The sequence below is a fragment of the Neobacillus sp. DHD-1R genome (assembly GCF_057747995.1).
Window position 1 is genome coordinate 106230 of the sequence record NZ_CM173232.1, and the last position, 25935, is coordinate 132164.

At 41.9% G+C, this 25935-nt stretch carries 27 protein-coding genes; 15 read left to right on the plus strand and 12 right to left on the minus strand.

Going from position 1 to position 25935, the window contains the following annotated elements:
* Positions 1-27 precede the first annotated feature (27 nt).
* Genes AC3ANL_RS00490 through AC3ANL_RS00505 form a run of 4 tightly spaced genes read left to right on the plus strand, consistent with a single transcriptional unit; the run spans position 28 to position 3358 of the window.
* Positions 28-906, plus strand: a complete 879-nt coding sequence (locus AC3ANL_RS00490) for a branched-chain amino acid ABC transporter permease (RefSeq protein WP_488327336.1) — start codon at positions 28-30, stop codon at positions 904-906.
* A gap of 15 nt (positions 907-921) precedes the next feature.
* Positions 922-1896, plus strand: coding sequence for a branched-chain amino acid ABC transporter permease (locus AC3ANL_RS00495; protein ID WP_488327337.1), 975 nt, complete (start codon positions 922-924; stop codon positions 1894-1896).
* Complete coding sequence (locus tag AC3ANL_RS00500; protein ID WP_488327338.1) at positions 1871-2650, plus strand: ABC transporter ATP-binding protein; 780 nt, start codon at positions 1871-1873, stop codon at positions 2648-2650. Before AC3ANL_RS00495 ends, AC3ANL_RS00500 begins: the two co-directional genes overlap by 26 nt.
* Positions 2651-3358, plus strand: coding sequence for an ABC transporter ATP-binding protein (locus AC3ANL_RS00505; protein WP_488327339.1), 708 nt, complete (start codon positions 2651-2653; stop codon positions 3356-3358).
* 34 nt (positions 3359-3392) lie between these two features.
* Here AC3ANL_RS00505 and AC3ANL_RS00510 read toward each other — a convergent pair whose 3' ends face one another.
* Positions 3393-5201: a TIGR04190 family B12-binding domain/radical SAM domain protein gene (locus AC3ANL_RS00510; protein ID WP_488327340.1), complete on the minus strand. Its 1809-nt coding sequence runs from the start codon at positions 5199-5201 to the stop codon at positions 3393-3395.
* Between the two features lie 312 nt (positions 5202-5513).
* On the opposite strand from AC3ANL_RS00510, the gene ybaK reads away from it, so the two are divergent.
* Together ybaK and AC3ANL_RS00520 are read left to right on the plus strand one after the other, a co-directional pair.
* Entirely contained in the window at positions 5514-5990 is a 477-nt protein-coding gene (gene ybaK / locus AC3ANL_RS00515; protein ID WP_488327341.1) for a Cys-tRNA(Pro) deacylase, read from the plus strand.
* Positions 5991-6224: 234 nt separating this feature from the next.
* Positions 6225-7325, plus strand: a complete 1101-nt coding sequence (locus AC3ANL_RS00520) for a PRK06851 family protein (RefSeq protein WP_488327342.1) — start codon at positions 6225-6227, stop codon at positions 7323-7325.
* A 125-nt stretch (positions 7326-7450) separates the two neighbouring features.
* Here AC3ANL_RS00520 and AC3ANL_RS00525 read toward each other — a convergent pair whose 3' ends face one another.
* Positions 7451-7594: a hypothetical protein gene (locus AC3ANL_RS00525; protein ID WP_488327343.1), complete on the minus strand. Its 144-nt coding sequence runs from the start codon at positions 7592-7594 to the stop codon at positions 7451-7453.
* Positions 7595-7717: 123 nt separating this feature from the next.
* Here AC3ANL_RS00525 and AC3ANL_RS00530 point away from each other — a divergent pair, with 123 nt between their 5' ends.
* On the plus strand, positions 7718-8386 hold the full coding sequence (locus tag AC3ANL_RS00530; RefSeq protein ID WP_488327344.1) for a DNA alkylation repair protein: 669 nt from the start codon (positions 7718-7720) through the stop codon (positions 8384-8386).
* A gap of 72 nt (positions 8387-8458) precedes the next feature.
* A complete protein-coding gene (locus tag AC3ANL_RS00535; RefSeq protein WP_488327345.1) occupies positions 8459-9313 on the plus strand; it encodes a Cof-type HAD-IIB family hydrolase in 855 nt (284 codons plus the stop codon).
* Between the two features lie 91 nt (positions 9314-9404).
* Here AC3ANL_RS00535 and AC3ANL_RS00540 read toward each other — a convergent pair whose 3' ends face one another.
* The 10 genes from AC3ANL_RS00540 to pdxK all read right to left on the minus strand — a co-directional run bounded on the left by AC3ANL_RS00540 (position 9405) and on the right by pdxK (position 18402).
* Positions 9405-10310, minus strand: coding sequence for a FixH family protein (locus AC3ANL_RS00540; protein WP_488327346.1), 906 nt, complete (start codon positions 10308-10310; stop codon positions 9405-9407).
* Positions 10307-10984 carry an ABC transporter ATP-binding protein gene (locus AC3ANL_RS00545; protein ID WP_488327347.1) on the minus strand — a complete coding sequence of 226 codons (678 nt, stop codon included), beginning with the start codon at positions 10982-10984 and terminating at the stop codon, positions 10307-10309. The genes AC3ANL_RS00540 and AC3ANL_RS00545 overlap by 4 nt, the downstream gene beginning before the upstream one ends.
* Positions 10981-11778 carry an ABC transporter permease gene (locus AC3ANL_RS00550; protein WP_488327348.1) on the minus strand — a complete coding sequence of 266 codons (798 nt, stop codon included), beginning with the start codon at positions 11776-11778 and terminating at the stop codon, positions 10981-10983. The genes AC3ANL_RS00545 and AC3ANL_RS00550 overlap by 4 nt, the downstream gene beginning before the upstream one ends.
* Positions 11742-12962: a nitrous oxide reductase family maturation protein NosD gene (gene nosD / locus AC3ANL_RS00555; protein WP_488327349.1), complete on the minus strand. Its 1221-nt coding sequence runs from the start codon at positions 12960-12962 to the stop codon at positions 11742-11744. The genes AC3ANL_RS00550 and nosD overlap by 37 nt, the downstream gene beginning before the upstream one ends.
* Before the next feature lie 121 nt (positions 12963-13083).
* Positions 13084-13653, minus strand: a complete 570-nt coding sequence (locus AC3ANL_RS00560) for a hypothetical protein (RefSeq protein WP_488327350.1) — start codon at positions 13651-13653, stop codon at positions 13084-13086.
* 96 nt (positions 13654-13749) lie between these two features.
* On the minus strand, positions 13750-15615 hold the full coding sequence (gene nosZ / locus AC3ANL_RS00565; RefSeq protein WP_488327351.1) for a Sec-dependent nitrous-oxide reductase: 1866 nt from the start codon (positions 15613-15615) through the stop codon (positions 13750-13752).
* 21 nt (positions 15616-15636) lie between these two features.
* On the minus strand, positions 15637-16089 hold the full coding sequence (locus AC3ANL_RS00570) for a cytochrome C (RefSeq protein WP_488327352.1): 453 nt from the start codon (positions 16087-16089) through the stop codon (positions 15637-15639).
* A 208-nt stretch (positions 16090-16297) separates the two neighbouring features.
* Positions 16298-16966, minus strand: a complete 669-nt coding sequence (bshB2, locus tag AC3ANL_RS00575) for a bacillithiol biosynthesis deacetylase BshB2 (protein WP_488327353.1) — start codon at positions 16964-16966, stop codon at positions 16298-16300.
* Between the two features lie 80 nt (positions 16967-17046).
* Positions 17047-17397, minus strand: a complete 351-nt coding sequence (locus AC3ANL_RS00580; RefSeq protein WP_488327354.1) for a YojF family protein — start codon at positions 17395-17397, stop codon at positions 17047-17049.
* Positions 17398-17559: 162 nt separating this feature from the next.
* A complete protein-coding gene (gene pdxK / locus AC3ANL_RS00585; protein ID WP_488327355.1) occupies positions 17560-18402 on the minus strand; it encodes a pyridoxine/pyridoxal/pyridoxamine kinase in 843 nt (280 codons plus the stop codon).
* Between the two features lie 483 nt (positions 18403-18885).
* Here pdxK and fdhD point away from each other — a divergent pair, with 483 nt between their 5' ends.
* The 7 genes from fdhD (at position 18886) to mobA (ending at position 25918) form a co-directional block, all read left to right on the plus strand.
* The gene (gene fdhD, locus AC3ANL_RS00590) at positions 18886-19689 is read left to right on the plus strand and encodes a formate dehydrogenase accessory sulfurtransferase FdhD (protein ID WP_488327356.1); all 804 of its coding nucleotides are present in this window, start codon (positions 18886-18888) and stop codon (positions 19687-19689) included.
* A 46-nt stretch (positions 19690-19735) separates the two neighbouring features.
* Positions 19736-20308 (plus strand): twin-arginine translocation signal domain-containing protein, encoded by a 573-nt coding sequence (locus tag AC3ANL_RS00595; protein ID WP_488327357.1) that lies wholly within the window; start codon positions 19736-19738, stop codon positions 20306-20308.
* A 48-nt stretch (positions 20309-20356) separates the two neighbouring features.
* Positions 20357-22726: a formate dehydrogenase-N subunit alpha gene (fdnG, locus tag AC3ANL_RS00600; RefSeq protein WP_488327358.1), complete on the plus strand. Its 2370-nt coding sequence runs from the start codon at positions 20357-20359 to the stop codon at positions 22724-22726.
* A complete protein-coding gene (locus AC3ANL_RS00605; RefSeq protein ID WP_488327359.1) occupies positions 22723-23544 on the plus strand; it encodes a 4Fe-4S dicluster domain-containing protein in 822 nt (273 codons plus the stop codon). Before fdnG ends, AC3ANL_RS00605 begins: the two co-directional genes overlap by 4 nt.
* Positions 23537-24241: a formate dehydrogenase subunit gamma gene (locus AC3ANL_RS00610; RefSeq protein ID WP_488327360.1), complete on the plus strand. Its 705-nt coding sequence runs from the start codon at positions 23537-23539 to the stop codon at positions 24239-24241. The genes AC3ANL_RS00605 and AC3ANL_RS00610 overlap by 8 nt, the downstream gene beginning before the upstream one ends.
* Positions 24242-24460: 219 nt before the next feature.
* Positions 24461-25270 (plus strand): formate dehydrogenase accessory protein FdhE, encoded by an 810-nt coding sequence (locus AC3ANL_RS00615; protein ID WP_488327361.1) that lies wholly within the window; start codon positions 24461-24463, stop codon positions 25268-25270.
* A 48-nt stretch (positions 25271-25318) separates the two neighbouring features.
* Positions 25319-25918 (plus strand): molybdenum cofactor guanylyltransferase, encoded by a 600-nt coding sequence (gene mobA / locus AC3ANL_RS00620; protein ID WP_488327362.1) that lies wholly within the window; start codon positions 25319-25321, stop codon positions 25916-25918.
* The last annotated feature ends 17 nt before the right edge of the window (positions 25919-25935 follow it).

Sequence of the window (25935 nt, forward strand, 5' to 3'; positions counted from 1 at the left end):
AAAGTCCGTCGAAGGAGTGTAAGACATATGGAATTAATACAGCAGCTTGTAAATGGAATTTCCTTGGGCAGTATTTATGCGTTAATCGCCTTAGGGTACACAATGGTATATGGCATTGTAAAATTGATTAACTTTGCCCATGGAGATGTGTTCATGGTCGGTGCATTTATTGGTTTTTATTCAATTACTGTACTTCATGTAGGGTTTTTCCCGGCATTATTGATTTCGATGGTGGTCTGTGCGATCTTTGGTGTTTTAATTGAGCGGATTGCCTATAAACCACTAAGAAATGCCACTAGAATTGCGGCCCTTATTACAGCCATTGGAGTATCCTTATTTATCGAATATGGAACGATTTATGTGCGCGGTGCACAGCCGGAAGCATACCCAAGCGGGTTGGTTCCCTTAAAAAGCTTAGAGATTTTTGGAGTGAAAATTAGTGGACAATCCATCCTTATTTTAGGTACATCTCTTGTCCTCATGATCCTGTTGCAATTTATTGTGCATAAAACAAAAATTGGTAAAGCGATGCGTGCCGTGTCTCATGATATGGATGCTGCTCGGTTGATGGGGATTAACGTCAATAACACCATCTCAGCTACCTTTGCGATTGGTTCTGCTCTAGCAGGGGCAGCAGGGGTTATTTTTGGAATGTATTATACAAAAATTGAACCGCTAATGGGGATTATCCCAGGTCTAAAAGCTTTCGTTGCGGCTGTTTTAGGCGGAATCGGAATTATCCCAGGTGCAATGGCTGGTGGATTAGTATTAGGTGTCATTGAGTCACTTGTTAGTGCAGCCGGCTATTCTCTATGGCGAGATGGCGTTGCATTTGTGGTCCTTATTTTAATTTTAATTTTCCGGCCTGCAGGTTTATTTGGTAAAAATGTCAGGGAAAAGGTTTAGGGGGTGGCTTGAGCGATGAATATTTTTAAACAAGCAAAGTTTTTTTGGACAACTATCGTTTTAGCCGTTGTGTTTTCACTAGTCATGCAGTTTCTAATCGTGGGTGGCACATTAAATCAATTTTATGTAAATACCCTGTTTTTTATTGGCATTAATATTATTTTAGCTGTTAGTCTTCATTTAATAATTGGCATAACAGGACAGTTTTCGATTGGACATGCAGGCTTTCTAGCCGTTGGTGCATATGCATCGGCAATTATGACGATGAAATTAAGTTTGCCCTTTCCAATTGCTTTATTAACAGGTGGAATCGTTGCAGCGGTAGCAGGTCTTATTATCGGGATCCCAACACTACGGCTAAAAGGTGATTATCTTGCAATTGCTACACTTGGTTTTGGAGAGATTGTCAGAATTGTATTTTTAAACATTGATTATGTTGGTGGAGCAAGTGGTATGACGGTCACGCACTTAACGACATGGCCGTGGCTTGCAGGCTGTGTTATCATAACCATTTTAGTCATTGCAAACTTCACGAATTCCACACATGGCCGTGCTTGTATTTCGATTAGAGAAAATGAAATTGCAGCCGATGCCATGGGCATAAATACAACCTATTATAAAGTTGCCGCTTTTGCGCTTGGTGCCTTTTTTGCCGGCATTGCTGGTGCCTTGTATGCACACAACTTTTATATTATTCAGCCAACCAACTTTGGCTTTTTGAAATCATTTGATATTTTAATTTTTGTTGTACTTGGTGGTTTGGGCAGTATGTCAGGTGCCGTTATTGCGGCAATCCTATTAACGATTATTTCAACCTATCTGCAAAGCTATCCAGAAATCCGGATGGTTATCTATAGCTTGGTCCTTGTTGTGATGATGCTTTACCGTCCACAAGGGTTAATGGGCACAAAAGAGATTACCTCATTCTTTAAAGTTGGTAAATCGGCTAAAGGAGGAGTGCAGCATGACAACAAAAAACCAATTGCTTAAAGTAGAAAATGCCGGAATCCGATTTGGCGGCTTAAAGGCTGTTTCTGATGTGAACTTGGAACTAAAACAGGGTGAACTTGTCGGTTTAATTGGACCAAACGGAGCTGGTAAGACCACATTTTTTAATTTATTAACGGGCGTATATGTTCCCACTGAAGGAAGCATTTCCTTAGAGGGTGAAAAATTAAATGGTTTAGCACCCTATAAAATTACGAAAAAGGGTATCAGCAGAACCTTCCAAAATATCCGTTTGTTTAGTGAACTTTCCGTTCTTGACAATGTTAAGGTTGCCTATCATTCTCTTGCGAAGCATTCCATGCTAAGCTCGATCCTCCGCCTCCCTTCCCATTTTGCCGGTGAGCGTGAAATGGAAGAAAAGGCAATTGAGTTCTTGAAAATCTTCAAGCTTGATGAAGTGATGTATGAGACGGCCAAGAATCTGCCTTATGGTCAGCAGCGCCGGTTGGAAATTGCTCGGGCACTGGCTGCTAATCCTAAATTATTGCTGCTCGATGAACCAGCAGCGGGAATGAATCCCCAGGAAACGGAAGAGCTCATGAATTTAATTGCCTTAATTCGTGAGAAGTTTGACTTAACGATTCTCTTAATTGAGCATGATATGCTGCTTGTGATGGGAGTATGTGAACGAATTTATGTACTTGACCACGGTCAGTTGATTGCCAACGGTACACCAGAACAAATTAGAAATAATCCTAAAGTCATCGAAGCGTATCTTGGTGAGGAGGTCTCTTAAATGCTTAAAATTAACGACATTAATGTGTACTATGGAAATATTCACGCATTGAAGGGCGTTTCCCTTGAAATTAATCAAGGAGAAATTGTCACCTTAATTGGGGCCAATGGCGCCGGAAAAAGTACGCTGTTAAAAACCATTTCTGGTTTGTTGAAGCCTAAAAATGGCGAAATTTTATTTGAAAATGAACATGTGGCGGGAAAAGTTGCCCAGTCCATCGTGAAGCGTGGAATTTCACAAGTTCCGGAAGGACGGCGTGTGTTTTCTAATATGTCGGTTGAGGAGAATCTCGAATTAGGGGCCTATTTGCGAAAAGATAAAAAGGGCATCAAAGAGGATTTCCAAAAAGTGCTTCAGCTCTTCCCGCGCCTTGAGGAACGCCGTAAGCAGCTATCAGGGACACTTTCAGGTGGAGAGCAGCAAATGCTTGCGATGGGCCGTGCACTCATGGCAAGACCACGCCTTTTGCTATTAGACGAACCCTCCATGGGACTCGCTCCGATATTAGTTAAGACGATTTTTCGGATCATTGAGGAAATTAATCAAACCGGGACAACTATTTTATTAGTTGAACAAAATGCCAATATGGCACTGTCAATCGCTGATCGGGCCTATGTTATTGAAACAGGAAAAATTGTGGCCACAGGTACGGCTGCAGAACTTAGTCAAAGTGACCAAATTCGCGCTGCATACTTGGGTGGACATTAAAAGGTGTTGGGGCATTGCCCAACACCTTTTCTGATTAAATTTTCATTTTTCTTCTTTCGGGTTCCAACTGGAATTGCTGCCGCCTTTTCGGACTTAAGCGATGGCGGATTTTGATCATATAGTCTTCATATAGCTGTTCCATTCCTACTAAGGCAAGGGAAAAGAAGTTGGCATAATTCTTTTGGACTTCCCACTTTAATTCGTTTTTCCCGCAGATACTATATTTGTTTAACTCTTGGATTTCTTTTTGAATTTTGGCAAGTTCTATTGCTTGTTCCTCTGCCGGCAGGGCAAGGACATGGTCGATTTTATCAATATAGTCCTTTGATTTTTCAATTTTCCCCTTAATTTCTAAATAATCCTCATGATTAATCAGATTATACTTTAATTTAAAATCATTCAGTTTTCCAGCTGCTTCATAGGTGGAATTTACAATATCATCCCTTGTCATATCGTTTGTTTCATAGCTGAGCATATGCTTCCACGATGGCTGCGTAATCGCCTTGCGGTGGTCCTCAAGTGTCTGACAGTACTTCTTATATCCATGGATTTCCGGATGTTCAAAGGCCGGGCTTGCAGGATCAAGGAAAGGCGCAAGTGGGGCAACAAAGTAAAAAATTCGTGGGTCATGGTTACAGGCAAGATGAATGGTTTCACAGAAATCAATGTTTTCCACTGCGCTTTGATAAGTCTGGCCCGGAATCCCCACCATAAAGAACAAATCGATTTTTTTACAGCCATTTTTTAAGGCAAAATTAAGGGTATCAATTACCTTTTGGTTGGTACAGCTGAATTTTCCATTATAGCGCCTAATTTTTTCATCATGGGTTTCCAGTGTGATTTCAATGCTATATTTTGGCACACTTTCATTCATCATTTTAAAGAACTCTTCATCGGCATATTGGAACAATTCGAAGACAATTTCATTTTTAAGGTTAAGGTTTTTCAACCGGCTGAAAAACTCTTGATAATATTCGCGGCCGCCTTGGCGCAAGTCATGAAGGATAAAAATAGGCGCTCGGCTAAAGCGTGAAATGAATTGGATATCTTCGACGAGTTTCTTCGGTGAACGTAAGGCCAGCGATTGCCGGTTACAGTTTTGATCATAAGCTTCTCTGGAACCCCCGCAGATGAGACAGTTTTGCGTACATCCCCTTGCTGTTAATAAGGCAGTGTTCGGATATTGCAGCCAGCCATTATAGGGAAGCGGGTCAAGAAAATTCCGATATTTAAAGACGGAACGTATTGTATAGCGATAGCCTGGGACGTCAATATCATCTAGATCCTTAGGCACATACGTAAGGGGATTGTAGCCGCATTCGCTGCCTTTTTTCCAGGTTAAGTTTGGGATATCGGCATAATGGGTGCTGCCTGCTTCAATCTTATTCATTAGTAGGAGCGTCAGCTTTTCTGTGGAATCGCCGCGGATGACGAAGTCAATAAATGGATATTCAATTAACTCTTTATGATAATAGGTGGCTGATAAGCCCCCAAACATGATCGGTGTTTCCGGGTGGAGTTCCTTTACAATCCTGGCAAGTTCGATACTGCCATGGGCATGGGGCAGCCAATGGAGGTCAATTCCGAAGGCTTTTGTTTTGATTTTTTTCAGTTTGGCCTCGACATCGAACCTTTCACTCATTAGCATGCGATTAGCAATGTTAATGATTTTAACGCGCAGCCCGTACCGCTCTAAATAATCAGCAATACTTGTCAAACCGATGGGATACATTTCAAACACTGGTGATGATGGGACCACATCACTAATCGGCCCCGCAAGTAAAGAGTTTTTTCGAAAGTCATATACACTTGGTGCGTGTAATAATACTAAATCATATTTCATTGCTTTCACCTCAGGTTAAATTGTAATAGAGGACATTCCTCCATTTGTATGTGAAAAGTAGCAAAAAGGGGTTTTATGTAATATATTTTCATGTGAAAGATTTCACATATAATGTCAATTACGGAAAAAGGATGAGAATAACCATCTTTTTTGCCTATAAAACTATAGGTGTTTCTAAATTTAGTTTACTATAATACCTATTTGATAGAGTGACAAACGGGTGACAGATTTTGGGTGATTTTGTGTAATTTTTGAAAAAAATGCTATGATTATTCACATAGTTGGATCGTATTTAAATGGGGGGTTTGGTACATGGCACAAGCAAAAACCAATGCAATGCGCATACTGGATACTAAGAAAGTGGAATATGACATGCTTACATATGACAATAAGGATGGGAAAATTGATGGGATTTCAGTAGCGGCAAAGATCGGCAGGGATCCTAAGCAAGTGTATAAGACGCTCGTTGCCCAAGGCCAAAGCAAAAACATTAATGTCTTTGTCATTCCCGTTGCTGAGGAATTGGATTTAAAAAAGGCGGCCAAAGCAGCCGGTGAAAAGAGCATGGACATGCTTCCAGTAAAGGATATTCAAAAATGGACCGGTTATATCCGTGGCGGCTGCTCACCAATTGGCATGAAAAAGGAATATAAGACATTTATCGATGAAAGCTGTCTACTTCTTAACCAGATCGTGGTCAGTGGCGGGAAAATCGGTATCCAAATTGTACTAGAGCCGATTAAACTAAAGGAATTAACCAAAGCAGAAACGGTTCCATTAACTAAATAAAAGCGGGACTAACAATCAATTTGGTTTTCCCGGTACCCTAATGTGAGATAAAATTTTTCTAGGCACTCACCTATATAAGGCAAAAGCATAAGATATGGAGAAAAGTCCAACACCCACACCCAGTATGACTGGATATGGAGACTTGTTCAAAGGCTTGTGTTAAAAAAACTTCCTGCACCAAACGTTCAGGTTCCGTGCAGGTCTAGTTGATTCACGAAAAGGGAGTGTAGATGAGTGGCAGGGAAAATTAGAAATTATTTTGCCGGCGGGAATACTGCGAGAGGCTTTTATAATCTTTATGACTCGAATCTGCAAGGATTAGACCGGTTATTTATCCTAAAGGGCGGTCCGGGAACAGGTAAATCTTCACTAATGAAGAAAATTGGCCATGAGTGGGTCGAAAAGGGTTATGATGTCGAGTTTCTTCATTGTTCATCCGATAACAATTCCATTGATGGTGTCCTCATTCCGGCACTAAAGGTAGGAATTGTCGACGGTACGGCACCGCATGTCATTGAGCCGAAGGCACCGGGCGCGGTGGAAGAGTATATTAACCTTGGTGTAGCCTGGAATGCCCGTGCATTAAGTGTGCAGAAAAATGTTATTCAAAGGCTGACCAATCAGATTAGCGCCTCCTTCCAAAAGGCATATGCCACTTTTAAGGAAGCGTTGGAGATTCATGATGATTGGGAGAAAATTTATATAAATAGTATGAACTTTAAAAAGGCTGATCAATTGACGAATAAATTAATTGATTCTCTTTTTGGGAAAATGAAGTTAAATAAAGCTCCGGACGTGCGTCATCGTTTCCTAGGAGCAGCAACTCCAAAAGGTGCTGTCGATTACGTGCCAAATTTGACGGAAGAGATCCCGAAGCGTTACTTTATCAAAGGACGGCCAGGTTCAGGAAAATCCACGATGCTGAAAAAGCTGGCAGCGGCAGCGGAGGAGCGCGGAATGGATGTAGAAGTCTATCATTGCGGCTTTGATCCGTGCAGCCTTGACATGGTTATTTTCAGAGAAATGGGGGTGGCTATTTTCGATAGTACGGCCCCACATGAATATTTCCCAAGCCGGGATGGCGACGAAATTATTGATATGTATGAAATCTTAATCGAGCCGGGAACGGATGATCTTTTTGCCGAGATTATTGATAAAATTTCTGCAAAATATAAAAATAAAATGACTGAAGCAACAAGTTTTCTTGCCAAAGCCAAAGAGCTGCATGATGAGTTGGAAGCGATTTATGTCGCCGCGATGGACTTTTCCGTGGTGGAGAAGATTCAAGAAAAAATCGCCCAAGAAATAAATGAGCTGGCAAAGGCCAGGGTGTAAGAAAGAGGATGTCATAAAAGGGTCTGACCTCACGTTTAACACTCAATATATAGTCGCTTATTAGGAAAAGTTCAGCGATATGTTGAGGTTGTGGGGTCTGACCCCTTTGTTTTGAGACATATTTATTATTTTTTCTTCTTTTGAGTGTGATTACTTTTTTTGCCTTTGCTGTTATCTCCGCTCACAAACTCAGTTGCAAATTCGGCCTCAGCATGCCCTGCCTGCGGAGAGTTTTGGTTGCGGCTGCCTTTATTAAATTTCTTTGTCATCTAGTATCCCTCCTTTGCTGTTACGTTTAGTGTGGCATCGCCAGAATGGTTTATGCCAGCAATATAAAGGTTAAATTGGAAGATAGTAGAATCATTAAAAGAGGTAAACTTAGGAGAGGATGGATGGAATTGTCTGTTGTTTTGTTGACAAAATTATTTGAGGAAAACGCCAACCCGGCAAATGCTGAACCGATGAAGAATTATATGAAGGGTCACTTCCCTTTTCTCGGGATTAAGTCGCCATTAAGGAAGGCGTTAGAAAAGCAATTTTTTAATGAAACCGGGATTTTAAAGGAACCTTTTAATCAAGAATTAGTGGTAGAGCTTTGGGGGAAAAATGAACGAGAATACCAATATACAGCCTTGGTTTATATGGAAAAATCGATGAAAAAGCTGCAAAAAGAGGATTTGCCCTTTATGGAGCAATTAATTACAAGGAAATCATGGTGGGATACCGTAGATGCCATCGCCCCTAAGCCAGTGGGCAAAATAGCGGAAATGTTTCCAGAAGTAATTGAGGAAACGATTGACGGCTGGGCAGTTCATGATCATATGTGGCTGCGAAGGGCCGCCTTGCTTTTTCAATTGAAATATAAACAGAACACAAATGAAGCATTGCTTTATCGATACATACAGCAAAATGCGGAGAGTAAGGAATTTTTTATTCAAAAAGCGATTGGCTGGGCGTTACGGGAATATTCCAAAACCAATCCTGCTTCTGTGAAACAGTTTATCGAGAGCCAGCCGTTAGCACCACTAAGTGTACGGGAAGGAAGCAAGTATGTGGGATAAGCTTTCTGGTCGTTTTAGTTCGAGGGTTCATGTTAGAATGGCACTAACGAAGCAAAGAAAAGGTGGGACAGCATGATTAAATGTATTGCATCAGACATGGATGGAACATTATTAAATTCAGTCCAACAAATCAGTGAGGAAAATAAGCAAGCTATTTTAAAAGCACAATCCCAAGGGGTAGAATTTGTCGTTGCCACAGGCAGATCCTTTCAGGAAGCAACCTATGTGTTATCCGAAGCAGGATTAACCTGCCCTGTTATTGGTGTCAATGGTGCCGAAATCCGCTCCAAGGACGGGGAAATTCTTTCGTCTACTCCTTTAAGTAAGCAGCTGGCACGAGAGGTAGCAGCGAAACTGACTGAAAATGACGTTTACTTTGAGATCTACACGGATAGGGGTGCCTACACGGTAGATCCTGACAAGGCGGTTTCAATACTGGTTGATATTATAGTCAGCGCCAATCCGGAAGTGGATCGTGACGAAATTACCTATGCGGCCGGAGCACGAATCCGCGATGGATTGATACATACAACCGAAGATTACGAAAGCCTGTTTGCCGATGAGGACTTTCAAATTTATAAGGTGCTTGCCTTTTCATTTGATGCTGGCAGACTCAAAGCGGCAAGTAAGGCACTGGCAGGCTTTGATGAACTGGCCGTATCTTCTTCAGGTCACGAGAATCTTGAGATTACCAACAAAAATGCTCAAAAAGGAATTGCCCTTGAGACCTTTGCTAAGGCTAATGGAATTGAATTAGCGGAAACGATGGCAATTGGAGATAACTATAATGATGTGTCGATGTTTGAGCGGGCCGGAAGGTCGATTGCGATGGGGAATGCCAATTATGAAATAAAGTCTCTGTGTGACGATATCACTGATACAAATGACGAACACGGTGTGGCGAAGGCAATTTTCGACGTTCTATAAGGAAAGGATTTATCATGAGGACAAAACTCGGCTAAGGAGAGCGAAACTTGTCCTCATGAACCTGAACAAACCCAAAATAAGCTGATACCCCCTACTGAATCTCAATCTTCATGGAGCTTACTTGGGAGACGAGGAGATCTTCGTATTGCTGTTGTGCTTGATAATAAATTTCTTGCTCCACGGCAGTTGGGTTTTCTTTTTTAACCTGTTCAATCAGGTCTTTTTGGACCTTTTGGGAGAGGACGATGAATTTGTACTGTTGCTTTTCCGTTGCCCAAAACTTGTTTTCCCCGTAGGCGCTGATTAATTTTTTGGCCCCAGCGTATTGATTATATTGAGCGCGCACCTTTTCAACAGCTCCATCAATTTCTTCAGCTGATGCCGTATGCCCCTTTTCCTCTGCAAGCAGCGCAACGGAGCGAAGGCGGATAATTTGTGTTAAAAGCTGATTTTGATCATCGATCGTCTTTTCCTGGGATTCCAAATAGGCTAACTGTTCCGCTAATTGTTGGCCGCTATATTTCTTGTTGGCGGCAGCTTTGTTGATCTCGAGCTGAAGCTGATTTATTAACTTATAAAAAGTGACATCTTCATCGGTGATCCATGTGCCATTAATTTCCGCCACCCCTTTTGGCTTAGTCACATTAAGTTGGATTACCTTTTCTGTCTTCTGACCATCCTTCTTTAATGAAAACACTGCTTCATATTTGCCGCCCATTGGCAGGTTGATTTTTCCAGAATAGGTTCCATTTTGTCCTTCGGTAAACTTCATATCGAAGGTACCATGATCCATGCCGGTCATTGCTAATTGGGCCGTGATATCAAGGCCTGTCACTGCCTTTTTGTTATCTGTTACCTTTATTTCAAAAGGTGTGGCCGTATCCTGCTGGTAGTAAAGCTCCTTCGTAACTTCAATTTTATAATCAGGCTGGCCAACGCTGCAACCTGTTAGTAAGGCTAATAGTAAAAGTAAGCCAAGCAGTAATCGTGACTTCATAAACCAATCCCTCCTAAATGATGTTTTTCTAAAAATTCCTCTACGGTGTACTTTTCCATTTTTCCATCCTGCAAAAAGGCAACATGGGTACAAATTTGTTTTATTTCATCAAGATGGTGGGACGATAGCAAAATCGTTTTATCACGAAGCGCAGCGAGTACCTCTAAAATTTCCTTCCTCCCCATAGGATCGATCCCACTTGTGGGTTCATCCAAAATGAGAATATCGGAATCCTGATAAAGGGTAATCGCGAGGCCAAGGCGCTGCAACATTCCTTTTGAATACTTTTTGACCTGGACATCACGGTCGTCCCACAAGCGGACGGACCGCAAAACTTGTTCAATAAGCCCTAAATCGGCCGCCTTGGAAACAGCTTCTGCAAAAAAGGAGATATTCTCAAGACCGGTTAACATGGGATAAAGCATAAATTTTTCCGGCAAGTAGGCAATCGCCCTTTTCCATTCATCATGTTTCTTGGTAATCTCCATGCCATTAATGGCAATCGATCCTTGTTTCACCGGCAATAAACCAAGCAGACTATTAATAAACGTCGATTTTCCTGCTCCATTCCGGCCAACAAGGGCACAAATTTCATTCTTATTAATCTCCAACGAGACCGAATCTAACACCATCTTTTTCCCAAAGGATTGATTTAAATTGGTAACCTGTATCATTCATACCCCTCCTTCCGATTGAACACAATCGCTGTACCAACGGATACAACGATCCAGGTAATGAGATTTCCCAGTAAAAAGAATACCGGTTTCGTCCACATAAACGCCTGCATGAGTCTGGACATATGGCCGAAGGAATACACGCCCATCCCCGTTTCTAAAAACAATCTTACCGCTTGAAGGGGATTTAAAAAGAAGCCCGCCGAAAATAGTTTGACATTTTCATGGGTGACATCTGGTAAAAATGACAGCAGGATAAAATCGTGTAGGAAGAAAAAGTAAAACCACACAAAAATCGTATAGCCGATAATTTGCATGCGCGAGCGGCTAAAGCTGCCAATGGCTGCGCCCATTTGCAAGAATAGGAGAGCCATTACAACAATGGCTAATACAAAAATGAGATAGCTTTTAATATCAAGCTGAAACTGAAATTTTAATAATAATAGATACAGGAAAAACCATGTAATCAACGGCACCAGCACCACTGCATAGAGGCTCAGGCTTTTTTTAACCAAGAAGCTGGCATAACTATCTTTCTTGGTCAGCAGCATAATTAAGGTCTTTTGTTCCTTTTCTTGAAAAATCGAGAAGGCCCCAATAAACAAACAAAGAATGGGGATGAAATAAATAATCGTATCAAATAAATTTAGTAAGAGCACATAAAAGCCTTTATCAAATGAAAGGGCAGAGGACCGAAACAAAATGCTGATTGTTAGGAGAACAATGATACTTAACGAAAGCCAGAGCCCTTTCCCTCTTATGTTTTCTTTCCATTCCTTCCAAATGTAATGCATAGTAGATGTCTCCCTTTTAGTAAAATAAACCCGCCAGCGAGCCCAATCACAATAAACAGAATCACAGGCTGACTGCCTTTTTCAGCTGCTAGTGGATGTCGGTCTGTAAACATGACTTCATCATCATTCAGGGTGCTAGTTATTTTTTCATAGATGGGAATCGCCGGACTTTTTAAAAATAAACTAGTTAATTCTTCTTCCTCGATCAACTGATGGAGGGAAGAATGATAGGTTATCGGAAAGTCGCCAATCCCATCTTGGTCTAGGTCGGTAAGCGGAAAAGAAGAGCCCCAGTCATTTCCTATACCGTTTTTATTCCAAGCGTTGTTTTCTCCGGTACCGCCTAAGGTAACAGCTGGTATTGTGTTTTCTGAAATATGGTTTAAGGTAAATGTTTGTTCATTTGAACTAGCCCAAAGCTCAATGCCTATTTGATTTTGCGTAATCCGGTTGCCCTTAATCATGTTTCTGGTGGCTTGATCGATGTATAATCCCCGCTGGTTCATGTAAAAGGTATTATTGGCTATATAATTATCATTGGCCTGTAAGAGTAAGAGGCCAAATGATTGATTTCCATAGTTAACGATAAATTGATTATCTTCTAGTTTCAGATGATTAGAGTTCATGATGGCGGCTCCGCCCGTATTCATCGTAAAAACATTCTTTTTAAAAATATTTTCATCGGAATACATGTAGTGCAAGCCATAGCGTGTATGACTTATTTTGTTTTGATAGCTGCGGTTGTGGTTGGCATAGTCAAAGAACATTCCGTCACGGGTGCCTTCAATCGTGTTATGTTCTAGTAAGTTATCGTTTGCATAATAGACATGGATGCCGTTGCCTTGGGCAGCAATTTCACCATTTCCCATGCCTTTAATCTGGTTAAATCGAATTTTATTATTATGGGCCTGGCTTAAATAAATACCGTGAAAGGAATGGCGAATCCTGATGTGGTCAATCACATTGTTGTTCGTATAAATCTTAATCGCTGCATATTCTTCAGCAGAGTTTCGATTCATACTGCTATGGGTGACAGTTAGCTTGCTTACTTTCACATTGGGAGCCTTAATGGAAATGACATTTCCCGTTCCGTCTCCATTAATCACGGTTTTATCCGAGCCTATTAGTGTTATGCTTTTGTTTATGACGATATTTCCATCATACGTTTTATTTTCCAGCCTCAAAACCGCCCCCTCTTTCAAGCTATCGATGAGAGCCTGCAAATTTCCGACTGCCAAATTTTTTTCTGGTTTTATTAGGATAAAAAGAGAAAAAACAAGAAGAAAGAGCGTGAATTTTTTCATTTTACTTTCGATCCTTCCATAACGGAATGAGCAATAATAGGAAAGCAGCAATTAAGAAATAGGAACCTGTACCGAGAACACTGTTGGTCACAAAGTTTGCAACGGTATTATGCCCGAGTATGGGTGGCACAAATGGATCAATTTTAATGGGTGCATGGGGGCTTAAGTTGGTTCCGAAATCATGTAGAGCTTTTCTTAGATCGAGAACACCAAGAACGCCGCCGATGAAGAATAGGCTAATTAATCCATATAGAACAGACTTTTTACGTAAGATCGCTGTTAACAATGTGACTGCCGCTAATCCGCCGACAAGATAGGTTAAATAGGCTAATTCCGGGAAGTTCTCTTTGCTAAAGTTTGCCATGCCAATATAGTGGTTAAGACCATTTACAATATCTATTTCCCCCTCCAGCTTATTGGGGTAAACAATAATATTTAATCCTTCCGGATATTGGGGGGCAAAGAACACCATCTTCCACCAAGGGAAGAACATAGAAACGATGAGCAGACCTGCTGAAACAACTATTAATAAACTAGAAACCATCGATAATTTTTTCTTTTGTTCATTCAAGTTAATCACACCTTTCAAAACAGAGGGTCAGACCCCGGCAGTTCATGAGGTCAGACCCTTTTTTTACTATCTTTTCGCCCGAAATACCTTTTTTAATTAATTTTTAGGCTTCACAAGGAAGTAACCGTTCATTTCCTGGTGCAGGGCAGAACAGAAGTTGGTACAGTATAGCGGATATGTTCCGGCTTTATTGGCGGTAAATTCCATCGTGTTGGTTTGGCCAGGCTGCACTTCCATGTTCAGGTTGTAACTGTTAATCGCAAATCCATGCGTAATATCCTCGTCGAAGTCAATGTTAGTCAGGTGGATAAAGACATGATCCCCTTGATTGACCTCAATGACGTCAGGTCGTTTTGCTTTTGCATCAAAGATGAATTTTGACCGCATCGCAATTCCGTAGACGTGAACCTCGTTGCCTTTTCGGACGATTTTCGCGTCATCCTTCTTGTAAATAGCATCCTTATTCTTTTCGTCCTTAGGGTAAACATTAATGGTCTTGATCTTATCGGCTTTAATCATTTGAGCATAGTGTGGCTCAGGATCGACTGGTGATGATTGAATGACTTTCATCTTCCCGCTGATGTCAATTAATTGCATCGATTCAGGGTGGGAAGGACCAACAGATAAATAGCTGTCCTTGGCAATCTTGTTTAAAGCGATCAGCCATTTTCCGTCAGGTGCTACCGTATCACCTTCAGCTGAAACAGAATGTCCTGGGGAATATTGAACTGGAACACGGTCTAAGGTTTCACCTGTGTTTGGATCCCATTTGACAATCTCAGAGGAAATAAACATCGTTGTATAGGCCATCCCTTTATCATCAAACTGAGTATGAAGCGGTCCTAGTGCATTTTCTGGGTTTACTTCGCTCTCCATGACGGATTTATAATCAAGGATTGGAATTCCGTTCCGTTCCCCGGCGAATTTTTTGTTGGCAACGGCTTTAAAGGCTTTTTCAAACGAAAATACCGTCATCGATGGGGCAAGTTTACCAGAAGCAATGAAGTATTTTCCGTCAGGTGTAACGTCAACACCGTGCGGCGACTTCGCGACAGGCACTAAATAAATCCCGCCTTTTTGTTTTTCCGGATAAATCATTTTTTGGCCGCCAACATCCTCGTATTTCCCGTCTTTAACCATTTTCTCAAGCTCTTTCCAGTTAAAAAGCACAATGTAGTCACGGTCGGCTTGGGATGCGTTAATTTCAAGGTTTGTTGTAGCTTCCTCGGTATTATAGGTCGTCATGACGGCCCAGTCTGCTGACCCTTTTTTACCAGCATCTGAAAGGTCATAGGACCATGGCGGCAGGGCAACCTGATAAGCAATCCCGAGCTTTTCATTCTTTTCATCAAATGTTACAGCAGACATAACGCCGCGGTACTCTTTACTAAAGTTATCGAGTGATTCATATTTTTGTCCGACCGGCACAGCGAAACGGGTCGGTAAGAACATGTACTCCGTATTTTCAGTCACAAAGGCTGCGCAGTGCGGTCCTGCGGTATTGGGCACTTCAATGATATCCTTTGTTGTAAAGGTTTCAAGATTGACAACGGCGGCACGGCTGTTGCCCACATCAGTGGCAAACATGTATTTTCCATCATAATCACCGTTTGTTTCTGAGAAAGCTGGATGATGAAGGTCACCCCATGTATAGTTACCCATCATTTTTTTGGAATGCTCATCAAAGCCGTATCCCGTTGCTGAATCTGGTGAGAATACGGGAATGGTTCTGATCTTGCGCATCGATGGAACGCCATAAATAAACATTTGTCCCGAGTGACCGCCAGATGCGAATAAGTAATAATCGTCTTTTTGACCGAATGGAACATAAACCTTTTCTGCATCGCTCTTGTTGCTGGCAGTCGCTTCTGTGTTAGTTTTGGCTGAAAAATCAGCAAACGAAATCGTTGCGGCCACAAAACCGGCAAGCAAACCGGATGCAATTGGAATCCATTTTTTCATCTACATTACACCACCTTATTTTTATTTGGCTTCAGAAGCTTGTTTCAGTAATTCAAGTACTTGCTTACGTTCCTCATCAGTTAATGGATTTTTACTTATGACGCCTGACATAACAGCTGAAGTAGGCGCTTTCAGAAATTCCTCAATGGGCTTGCCATGCTTTCCTTCAACGTTAGCAAATGCTTGAGATAAGTCCGGTCCAACTGCTCCGCCTTTTAAATGAAGTGATTCAACACTATGGCAGCCAAGGCATCCTCGACTATTAAGGATGTTGTCTTCACTAACAGAAGCACTTGTCGTGGCGGCTTCTTTTGTGTCCTTCTTTTCGCTGGCAGCAGTGTTTGCAGCCTTAGTCTCTGTTTGTGCGACTTGCGGCTGTTGGTCAGAATCTCCGATAATAACATCAAACACGAGATAGCCAAGCCCAAAGCCCAGCAAGACACTAATAACAAAACTAATGATGACCTTATTCATTTTGTCCCCTCCCTTTTTTTGAAAAATGAACACCTTTATCCTAAACGGAGGGCAAGGGAAAAATAGTGATGCACAGCACAACTTAAAAGAGAATTTTGAACATTTTGTGAAGAGATGAGGGTGGAAGCAGGTCACTGGGGGTTATGGTAAAAATGAACATTTTGTGAAATGTAAAAGAGGATGTCTTGAGACATCCTCTTGCTCTTACTTAAGCAAATTTATAGGTCCAAAAACGTTCATTGTGAATCCAAATCATCATTTGCGGGTCTTGATTTTTCATTTTTTCTTCCATATCTTTTAACATTAGCTCTGTCTGTGAGCGGTGGGCCCGAATAGCGGCCAGTTTCTTATCAGCAACAGCCGTAATATCGTTGATAATATCCGCTTCGCCAAGATCCTCGACGCAATTATTAGAGAAGGCGGAGCAGTGTACAACCGGACGTGCGTCGGGAGGCATTTTTTCCACCGCTCTAATGACCGCCGCACCGGTGGCATCATGATCAGGGTGAACGGCGTAGCCTGGATAAAAGGTGATGATCAAGGAAGGATTGACTTCCTCAATGATGGCAGAAATCGTGTCCGTCAATTTATTTTCATCTTCAAATTCAATGGTTTTATCACGGAAACCAAGCATGCGCAAATCTTGAATTCCGATCGCTCGTGCCGCTTCCTTTAACTCTTCTTTTCTAATTTTGGGAAGGTTTTCCCGATTAGTAAACGGAGGATTGCCCATATTGCGGCCCATTTCTCCTAAAGTTAAACATGCATAGGTGACGGGTGTTCCATTCTGTACATGTGTCGCAATAGTTCCGGATACCCCAAATGCTTCATCATCAGGGTGAGGGAAAACGACCAATAGATGGCGCTCTTTTTCCATTATTTAATCTCCTTTCGGCTGAAGGTTGGTAACTGAGAATGGTCCAGCTCTACGCCGCTGACCAGGGCGCTTCCGCTTTTCTAATCAAACGGAGTGGCACTTATTTCAAGGGCAACAGCCAGCTTCCCGCTATGATCGTGACCGGCTAATAATAGATGATTCTCTGCATCGATTTCAAAGTGTGTAAGACCTTCCGCATAAATCCAGCCGAGGTTTATTTTTAAACCAATCCGATAAGGGCCGTTTCCGGTAATTTTCCCTAGCTCATAACGGACAAGAGCATTGCGGATATACGCTCCGGCAGAAAAGAAAGATTGGTCATGATGCGATGCATAGGCACCATTGGTGGTTTCAAGATGAATATAAACATCCTTATTAGCAAAGTGATTGATTGCGTCCTGTACGTTTTTTACATCAATGATTTCCAACATGCCGCCTCCTTTCCCGTTCATAATGATGGATCATCTTTAATGTGTATTCTTGTTTATAATGTATTTATCATACTAAAATCATTAGGAAAATGCGAAATCCTTGCCTCAAAAAAGTCGGAGAGCCGAACGGTTACGCCCAGCTCTCCTAACATCTATTACATTCTATTCTTCACAATCCTCGCAATACTCGGTTACTTTTACGGCATTACGGTAGGCCCCATGCCAAGTAGGTCCCACATACTCGTTTAGGCGGAAGCCTTCTTGGATGGCTGCAGAGACAAATCTCTTTGACACATCGACTGCATCGTAGACGCTGTTGCCTTTAGCAATTTCAGCTGCGACGGCGGCTGAATTGGTACAGCCAGCTCCGTGAGTAAAGGTAGTTTGAATTTTTTCTGATTCGTAAAGCTTAAATTCCTTTCCATCATAGAGGAGGTCAAGTGACTTTTCTTCTGTCTGCAGCTTGCTGCCGCCTTTAATCAACACGAATTTGGCTCCCTGTTCGTGAATTTTTACAGCGGCTTCCTTCATGTCCGCAACTGTCCGCGGTGTTTTCATACCGGCAAGCTGGCCAGCTTCAAATAAATTTGGCGTAACGACATACGCACGAGGAAGGAGTAGTTCCCGCATTGCCTCAGTTGTTTCGGGATTTAACACCTCATCTTCTCCCTTACAAACCATAACAGGATCAATCACCACACGTTCTAAATGATGCTCATCTATTTTCCTTGCTACCAATTCAATGATTTCAACTGTACCAAGCATGCCTGTTTTCATACCGTCAATCCCAACGGAAAGGATTGTTTCCAGCTGTTTCTCAAGTATGTCTACATCAATCGGAAACACGTTGTGGTGCCAGTTGGCCTTTGGATCCATTGTTACGATACAGGTAAGGGCGGACATACCGTATACGCCAAGCTCTTGGAATGTTTTTAAATCAGCTTGCAGCCCAGCCCCGCCGCTTGAATCTGAGCCGGCAATTGTTAATACCTTTTTAATCGACATTATCTTTTCCTCCTTGAAAATAAAACCTATGTCTTATTATAAAACAAATTTATAAATATAAAAGGAATCTGGTTGAATCCTCGGACTATTCTAACTGCCATTCGTTACAAAAAAATGACAATTCCTCTATTTGTACGGTAAACAAGTATTTTGCGTGATAAATATTACTTTCAAAAACGACATTGGGACGTACGATTGACTCAAAAGGGCGTTAATTTAAAATGAAACCGTTTTCCAACCCCTATAAAGCAATATAGGTACAATGGTTAGCTGTTTATTATTTATAAAATGTTGGAAAATCGACACATTTCGGGCAAATCTGATAAAACCGCCATTTCTTAGTGGGAATCGATTTTTATTCTTTCAAAATCCTCCTTCTGATCTTGGTTTCTTTTTGAAATAGTGACAAATGTCGCTGAGTGCCATTGGTCCTATTTTTACAATGATAAAATAAGGAAAATTTCCTGATGAGGAGGGAATCGTATGAACCGCAAAGGTTGTCCCGATGAATATCCAATTTCCTTAATCATTAACGGCTACGAAATCGCCGTTTTTCAACTGACAAAATACGACCTTGAAGATTGGACATATGGATATTTGTTTTCTGAAGGATTTATTCAATCTGCAAGAGATATTGAATCCATTACGGTAAATGATGATCTGGGAAGCATCCACGTTTCACTTTGCTCCCGATTTGATGAAGACCAATTCTTTTCAAAAAAGAAGCATTACACTGCCGGATGTGGCAGAGGCGTGACCTTCTTTTCGATGACGGATGTGAAAAATTTTTCCAGGGTCGCATCCAGTAAAATAGTGACACTTAGTTATCTTTTAAAGAAGCGAAGTGAATTTGCACAAAATTCATCCCTCTACCTTGAAACAGGTGGTATGCATGGTGCCTGTATTGTCGAAGAAGACGGTTCAATGACCATCCGGGAAGATATTGGCCGCCATAATGCAGTGGATAAAATTATTGGCTATGCCTTACGAAAGGGTTTACAACCTGAACGGTTGATTTTACTAACAACCGGCAGGGTTTCATATGAAATGCTCTCCAAAGCAGCAAAATTTGGCTTTCCGATCATCGGCTCTCGCACCGCTGCCACGAAGCAGGCCGTCCAACTGGCCAAATACTTAAATATTGAAGTGATTGGCTATTTGAGAGGGAAAATGGCAACTGTCTATACGTCAACAGGAAGAGTCGAGCATGATCTAACAAATGAACCAGCCTTAGAGAGGAGTATTGAAGGGGGGAATCAATCACACAAACCTAGCAATAAAAGATAGAGAGAAAATTGGGAGTTCTAATCATGTTTGGGGAAGGAGAATAGTGATGGTTGAAATGAACTTAAATCGTCGGCAATTTTTAAAGCTATCGGGTGCCACTGCTGCAACACTTGCTGTCGTGGAATTAGGCTTTAATGAGAAAAAGGCCTATGCAAAATCAAAAGATTTCAAGATTGCCAAAGCAACTGTAACACCAACCATTTGCTGCTACTGTGGCGTTGGATGTGGAATCCTCGTTCACACGAAAAATAATACCGTGGTTTATACGGAAGGGGATCCGGATAATCCAATTAACGAAGGTAAACTCTGCAGTAAAGGAACCACATTACGCCAGTTATATACATCTGAAAAACGCTTAACAAAACCACTTTATCGTGCACCTGGCAGCAGCAAGTGGGAGGAAAAAGATTGGAATTGGATGCTCGACACCATTGCCAAACGTACAAAGGAAACACGTGACAGCTCATTTGTTGAAAAGGAAAATGGGATTTTCGTTAATAAGACTGAAAAAATTGCCAGCTTAGGCGGCGCAGCACTTGATAATGAAGAAACGTACTTGCTCACTAAACTAATGAGAGGGCTTGGTGTGACTTATTTAGAACACCAGGCACGAATATGACATAGTTCTACGGTTGCCGGTCTGGCACCTACATTTGGTCGTGGAGCAATGACTAACCATTGGAATGATCTACAGCATACTGATTGTGCATTGATTATGGGCGCGAACCCTGCTGAAAATCATCCCATCAGCTTTAGATGGTTAACAAAAGCGAAAGAAAAAGGTGGAAAAATTATCAGTGTGGATCCGCGTTATACTCGGACATCTGCACAGTCTGATGTTTATGCACCGCTTCGTTCCGGTACGGATATTCCGTTTATCGGCGGGATGATTAAATATGCGCTTGAAAATAATCTCATTCACAAAGAATATGTTGTTAACTATACAAACGCGTCCTTTATCGTGAAAGAGGGCTATGACTTTAAAGATGGCTTGTTCTCTGGATATGATGAGGCAAAACGTACTTATGATAAGACAAAATGGGCAATTGAAACAACCCCAGATGGAAAACCGGTCAAGGATCCGACCTTAGCAAATCCTCGTTCCGTTTTTCAATTAATGAAGAAGCATTATTCGCGTTATGATGTCGACACGGTAACGGCGGTTACGGGTACGCCAAAAGAGGACTACTTGAAGGTTTGTAAGGCATTCTGTGAAACAAGTAAGGTGGGAAAAGCAGGAACAATTCTGTACGCGATGGGTACTACTCAGCATACCGTCGGCTCGCAAAACGTTCGTATTTTTGCCATTCTACAGCTTCTTTTAGGAAATATTGGTTTACCGGGCGGCGGAATCAATGCCATGCGCGGTGAATCTAACGTTCAAGGTTCAACAGACTTTGGTCTATTATGGGATAACCTTACAGGCTATCTAGCAGCACCAAAAGCAATGGTCCCTGAGCATGCTACCCTTAAAGGCTACTTAGAAAAAGAAACACCAAAAACAGGCTATTGGAGCAACAAACCAAAATTCGTTGTCAGCCTATTGAAATCCTGGTATGGCGCCAGCGCAACAAAGGATAACGAGTTTGGCTATCAATTTTTACCAAAAGGCAATAAAAATTATTCACATATTAACCTATTTAAAGCCATGTACAACAAAGAGCTTGACGGTGCCTTCTTGTTTGGAACAAACCCAGTTGTGGGCGGACCTAACGCCGGTAAAGAAAAAGAGGCGCTTGGTAACTTAAAATGGATGGTAGCGATCGACCTTTGGGAAACTGAAACTTCAGCATTCTGGCAAAAAGAAGCCGGCAGTGACCCTTCGAAGATTAATACAGAAGTATTCTTACTTCCAGCATCCGCTTCCTTTGAAAAAGAAGGCAGTATTTCGAACAGCTCACGCTGGATGCAATATCGCTGGAAGGCAATTGATTCAAGAGGTGAAGCAAGACCAGACCTTGATATCATTCATGAACTAGCATTAAAACTGAAAAAACTCTATTCAGGCAGTGCAACACCTGCTGCGAAACAATTCTTAGCGCTTGATTGGAATTATGGCACAGGTGAAGTTCCAGATATTGATCTTGTTGCAAAAGAAATCAATGGCTACAATCTTACCACAGGTAAATTACTCGCAACCTTCGGTGATCTAAAGGATGATGGAACAACCTCTAGTGGTAACTGGATTTATTCCGGCTTCTATCCTGAAGAGGGTAAAAATAGATCTAAAAACCGTGATAATAAAGATACGGGCGGTGAGCACTACCTAAACTGGTCGTTTGCATGGCCAGCCAACCGTCGTATTCTCTATAACCGTGCAGCCGCAGACCCAAGTGGTAAGCCGTGGAGCCAAGAAAAGGCCGTCATCTGGTGGGATGCACTTCAAAAGAAATGGGTTGGAAATGACGTTCCTGACTTTAAAGCAGTAACAGCACCAACAGAACCAGGCGGTACGGGTGCCTTTATGATGAATAAAGATAGTGTGGCCTTATTATTTGCACCAACCATGAATGATGGTCCATTCCCTGAACACTATGAACCATTTGAAAGTCCTGTTCCAAATGCATTCTCATCGATAAATTTGAATCCTGCGGTGGTCATCAATGATGGGGATTTCAACAAAAAAGGCTTCAAGGCAGACTATCCGATTGTCGCAACGACTTACCGGGTAAGCGAGCACTGGCAATCCGGCTCAATGACGCGGAATCAAGAGTGGCTATCCGAACTTGCCGGCCATATGTTCATTGAATTAAGTGAAGAATTAGCGCGTGAAAAAGGCATTAACAATAAAGACAAAGTGATTGTCAGCTCTGCGCGTGGTGAAATCAAAGCCTATGCAATGGTAACCAAACGCTATAAGCCTTTTAAAGTTAGCGGTAAACAAGTGCATCAAATTGGAATGCCGTGGCATTTTGGTTTTAAGGGATTTGCAACAGGTGATACAGCCAACCGCCTGACTCCGCATATTGGGGATGCCAATACAATGATTCCAGAATATAAAGCATTCCTCTGTGACGTTAGGAGGGCTGACGTATGACGAAATATGTAAAATATGTCGATGTAACGAAATGTGATGGCTGTAAGGCCTGTATGGTAGCGTGTAAAAACTGGAATGACCTTCCGGCAGAAGCAACAGAATTCCAAGGAAGTGCGCAGTCGCATGCGAAAACAACCGCGGATACATGGAATGTCTTGCAATACATCGAGCATGAGAATGGCAAAGGTGATTTAGAATATCTCTTCCGTCACTCCTCTTGCTTCCATTGTACCGATGCAGCCTGTGAAAAGGTTTGTCCGGAAAATGCCATCAGCTATACGAAGTATGGCACGGTTGTCATCGATCAGGATAAATGTGTAGGCTGTGGTTATTGTACGCAAAACTGTCCGTTTGAAGTGATTTCCTTGAAGGAATATAAAGACAAAAACGGCAAGGAATATCGTAAAGCTCATAAGTGTACGATGTGTACAGATCGAATCGAAGAAGGCTTACAGCCTGCCTGCGTAACGACCTGTCACACTGGCGCGATGGAGTTTGGCGACCAAGCGGCGATGATTCAAAAAGCAGAGAAGCGCGTCCAGGAAATTAAAGGCCGTTATCCAAATGCTCAAGTGTATAATCCACAAGGCGTTGGCGGTACGCATACGGTGTATGTATTAGCTGAAAAACCATCCGTATATGGTCTTCCGGAAAATCCTAAAGTTCCAACTTCTGCGGTTCTTTGGAAAGATTATGCCCAGCCAATTGGCAAAGCCATGATTGGGGCAACAACCATGGCCGTAGTCGGTGCGTTCATTGCAAACAAGCTATTTAATAAAGAAGGCAAAGAAGAAGATGGAGGTGGCCGCCATGAGTAAACAGCCAAAGCCAAATGTGAAAATTAGACGTTTTTCCAAAGGATTTGTTGCGGCTCACGCGGTCAACGGCATTTCATTCTTAGCCTTGTATATTACAGCCCTGCCAATGTACACAGAGTTCTTTGACTGGTTGTATCCAGTTTTTGGCGGTCCAGCGGGTGCTCGTTTGTTACATCGGATTTTTGCGGTAACATTCGTCTTGCCAACCTTTATTTGGGTCATCTTTGACCTGAAAGGCTTTAAGCTTTGGATGAAAGAGCTTGTTACATGGAAAAAGAGGGATCTCCAATTTTTTAGCGAATTTGTGAAAGAACTCTTCGGCTTTAAATTTAAGCATATTAGACAAACCTTCTTTAACGCTGGTGAAAAAATTAACTCGATTATCCAAATCTTTACGGCGATCTTAATCATTGGTTCTGGAATCCCAATGTGGTTTAATGAATATTTTCCAAGAGCGCTCGTGCAGTGGGGCTATTTCTTCCACAATGTGGGCTTCGGCTTAGCCATTGCTGTTGTTGTTGGCCACGTCTACCTAAGTGTCGTTCATAAAAACTCTAGACCAGGCTATTCAGGCGTTGTTACAGGCGAAGTTCCTGCCTGGTGGGCTAAAGAACACTATCCTGACTGGTATGATGAAGAAGTCAAAAAAGGCAACTTCCCTAATTTGGATGACCCTAAGCATAAAAAGGGTGCTTAATACCATAAAACCATTCAACTAAATTTTAAATTTTATACAAAAGAATGGCTGTCGAACAATTGACAGCCATTTCTGTTAAAAAGCCTTTTAAGGCCGTCCATGAGGACAGAAATCAGAAGTAAAAAGCAAGATTTGTCCGCATAAACAATTTCACTCGAATATATCTCTTATAAATTAGTAGAACAAAAGTCTTTATTATATGAAAGAGGTGCGACAACGATGATTAAATCCGTTGTTTCAAAAGAATATCTCGACTTGCAAAAGGAAATCGTCACGCTTCAGGAGCAGTGGAAGCTTCAATTAGACCCAAAAACAATCAAACCTAACCTCGATAAAGCGACCATGGATGCAGGTGTGCCAGTTGCTGCTTTAACGGCCATTGATTTTGAAATTTCACTATTTTTACAGTGGATAGAGGAAGTAAATGCAGCGCTTATCAAAAACAATCCAGACCTCGAGACAAAGCTTTCCGGGATTACAAGTCTATTAAACGAGGAAACAGCCGTCCGTTGGATTGAAGAAGCCTTCTCCTTCAACCATGTGTATTTTACAAGCTTTGCCGCCGAGCACGGACTAGAGGAATGGATTCCTCAATTCCTTGCGGAAACCGCGCTGCGTCCATACCTGCAATTAACAGCAGAAAAGGTCCAGCCCAAAATCGACCATGCGGTTCCTGGTGCAGGCTGCCCTGTTTGCGGTGAGCCAGTAAGATTGGCTTCTTTAGATGAAGCAGGAAAAAAAGTTATCCATTGCCCTCGCTGCCTCGCCCACTGGCATGCAAAGCGTTTAGAATGCTCGCATTGCGGTAATGAAGACCACAAAAAGATGCAGTTTTTAGAAATTGAGGGCGATGCTACATCTAAAATTCAAGTTTGCGAAGAGTGCAGCGGCTATATTAAAATGATTGATACAAGACAATATATTACAAAACCATCTCCTGCCTTACTAGATTTGAATTCCATTCACCTCGATTTTGTAGCCCAAGAGAATGGCTATAACGCCGTCGGTGAGAAAAAAGAGACTAATTAATACATTTCCATGAATAAGCTAGGAGTTGGATCTTATGGTGGTTCTGATATGAAAGCAGCAGCAATCATTTTAGCAGGCGGAAAGTCCAGCCGGATGGGCACCAATAAAGCGCTGCTAAAAATAAATGAGAAAACGAATATTGAGAGAATCCAAGATACGCTTAAGCTTCTGTTTGATGATATAATTTTAGTAACAAATGAACCAGAAAAATATGAATTTTTAGGACTGAGGATGGTCGCGGATCAATATCCTGGCATGGGCCCGCTTGCCGGAATTCATGCCGGCCTAAAGGCTTCAGATTACGATGTCAACTTTATTGTCGCCTGTGATATGCCGTTTGTTTCCGTTGAACTGGCAGAGGTGCTTGTGAACAGCAGCAGTCAGTATGATGCCGTCATCCCTGTCATTAACGGTAAGCAGCACCCGCTGTTTTCTGTTTTTCAAAAAAAGGTGGTCGAAGAAGTCGCTCAACAGATTGAAGCAGGTCGGCTTAGAGTTAAACATCTTCTTGATCAATTAACCGTCAGATATATAACGGAAGAAGAATTGCAGACATATAGCAATAGCGATTTAGAACGAGTCTTTTTTAATATGAATCACCCACACGAATATGAAGATGCCAAAAAGTGGGCCGAGGCAGATCTTTAAAGGGGGAATAAGGGAAC

Bases quoted from the DNA above. Each gene is read 5' to 3' on its own strand.
- AC3ANL_RS00490 (WP_488327336.1), top strand. From the start codon at position 28: ATGGAATTAATACAGCAGCTTGTAAATGGAATTTCCTTGGGCAGTATT.
- AC3ANL_RS00495 (WP_488327337.1), top strand. From the start codon at position 922: ATGAATATTTTTAAACAAGCAAAGTTTTTTTGGACAACTATCGTTTTA.
- AC3ANL_RS00500 (WP_488327338.1), top strand. From the start codon at position 1,871: ATGACAACAAAAAACCAATTGCTTAAAGTAGAAAATGCCGGAATCCGA.
- AC3ANL_RS00505 (WP_488327339.1), top strand. From the start codon at position 2,651: ATGCTTAAAATTAACGACATTAATGTGTACTATGGAAATATTCACGCA.
- AC3ANL_RS00510 (WP_488327340.1), bottom strand. From the start codon at position 5,201: ATGAAATATGATTTAGTATTATTACACGCACCAAGTGTATATGACTTT.
- ybaK (WP_488327341.1), top strand. From the start codon at position 5,514: ATGGCACAAGCAAAAACCAATGCAATGCGCATACTGGATACTAAGAAA.
- AC3ANL_RS00525 (WP_488327343.1), bottom strand. From the start codon at position 7,594: ATGACAAAGAAATTTAATAAAGGCAGCCGCAACCAAAACTCTCCGCAG.
- AC3ANL_RS00530 (WP_488327344.1), top strand. From the start codon at position 7,718: ATGGAATTGTCTGTTGTTTTGTTGACAAAATTATTTGAGGAAAACGCC.
- AC3ANL_RS00535 (WP_488327345.1), top strand. From the start codon at position 8,459: ATGATTAAATGTATTGCATCAGACATGGATGGAACATTATTAAATTCA.
- AC3ANL_RS00540 (WP_488327346.1), bottom strand. From the start codon at position 10,310: ATGAAGTCACGATTACTGCTTGGCTTACTTTTACTATTAGCCTTACTA.
- AC3ANL_RS00545 (WP_488327347.1), bottom strand. From the start codon at position 10,984: ATGATACAGGTTACCAATTTAAATCAATCCTTTGGGAAAAAGATGGTG.
- AC3ANL_RS00550 (WP_488327348.1), bottom strand. From the start codon at position 11,778: ATGCATTACATTTGGAAGGAATGGAAAGAAAACATAAGAGGGAAAGGG.
- nosZ (WP_488327351.1), bottom strand. From the start codon at position 15,615: ATGAAAAAATGGATTCCAATTGCATCCGGTTTGCTTGCCGGTTTTGTG.
- AC3ANL_RS00570 (WP_488327352.1), bottom strand. From the start codon at position 16,089: ATGAATAAGGTCATCATTAGTTTTGTTATTAGTGTCTTGCTGGGCTTT.
- bshB2 (WP_488327353.1), bottom strand. From the start codon at position 16,966: ATGGAAAAAGAGCGCCATCTATTGGTCGTTTTCCCTCACCCTGATGAT.
- AC3ANL_RS00580 (WP_488327354.1), bottom strand. From the start codon at position 17,397: ATGTTGGAAATCATTGATGTAAAAAACGTACAGGACGCAATCAATCAC.
- pdxK (WP_488327355.1), bottom strand. From the start codon at position 18,402: ATGTCGATTAAAAAGGTATTAACAATTGCCGGCTCAGATTCAAGCGGC.
- fdhD (WP_488327356.1), top strand. From the start codon at position 18,886: ATGAACCGCAAAGGTTGTCCCGATGAATATCCAATTTCCTTAATCATT.
- AC3ANL_RS00595 (WP_488327357.1), top strand. From the start codon at position 19,736: ATGGTTGAAATGAACTTAAATCGTCGGCAATTTTTAAAGCTATCGGGT.
- fdnG (WP_488327358.1), top strand. From the start codon at position 20,357: ATGACTAACCATTGGAATGATCTACAGCATACTGATTGTGCATTGATT.
- AC3ANL_RS00605 (WP_488327359.1), top strand. From the start codon at position 22,723: ATGACGAAATATGTAAAATATGTCGATGTAACGAAATGTGATGGCTGT.
- AC3ANL_RS00610 (WP_488327360.1), top strand. From the start codon at position 23,537: ATGAGTAAACAGCCAAAGCCAAATGTGAAAATTAGACGTTTTTCCAAA.
- AC3ANL_RS00615 (WP_488327361.1), top strand. From the start codon at position 24,461: ATGATTAAATCCGTTGTTTCAAAAGAATATCTCGACTTGCAAAAGGAA.
- mobA (WP_488327362.1), top strand. From the start codon at position 25,319: ATGAAAGCAGCAGCAATCATTTTAGCAGGCGGAAAGTCCAGCCGGATG.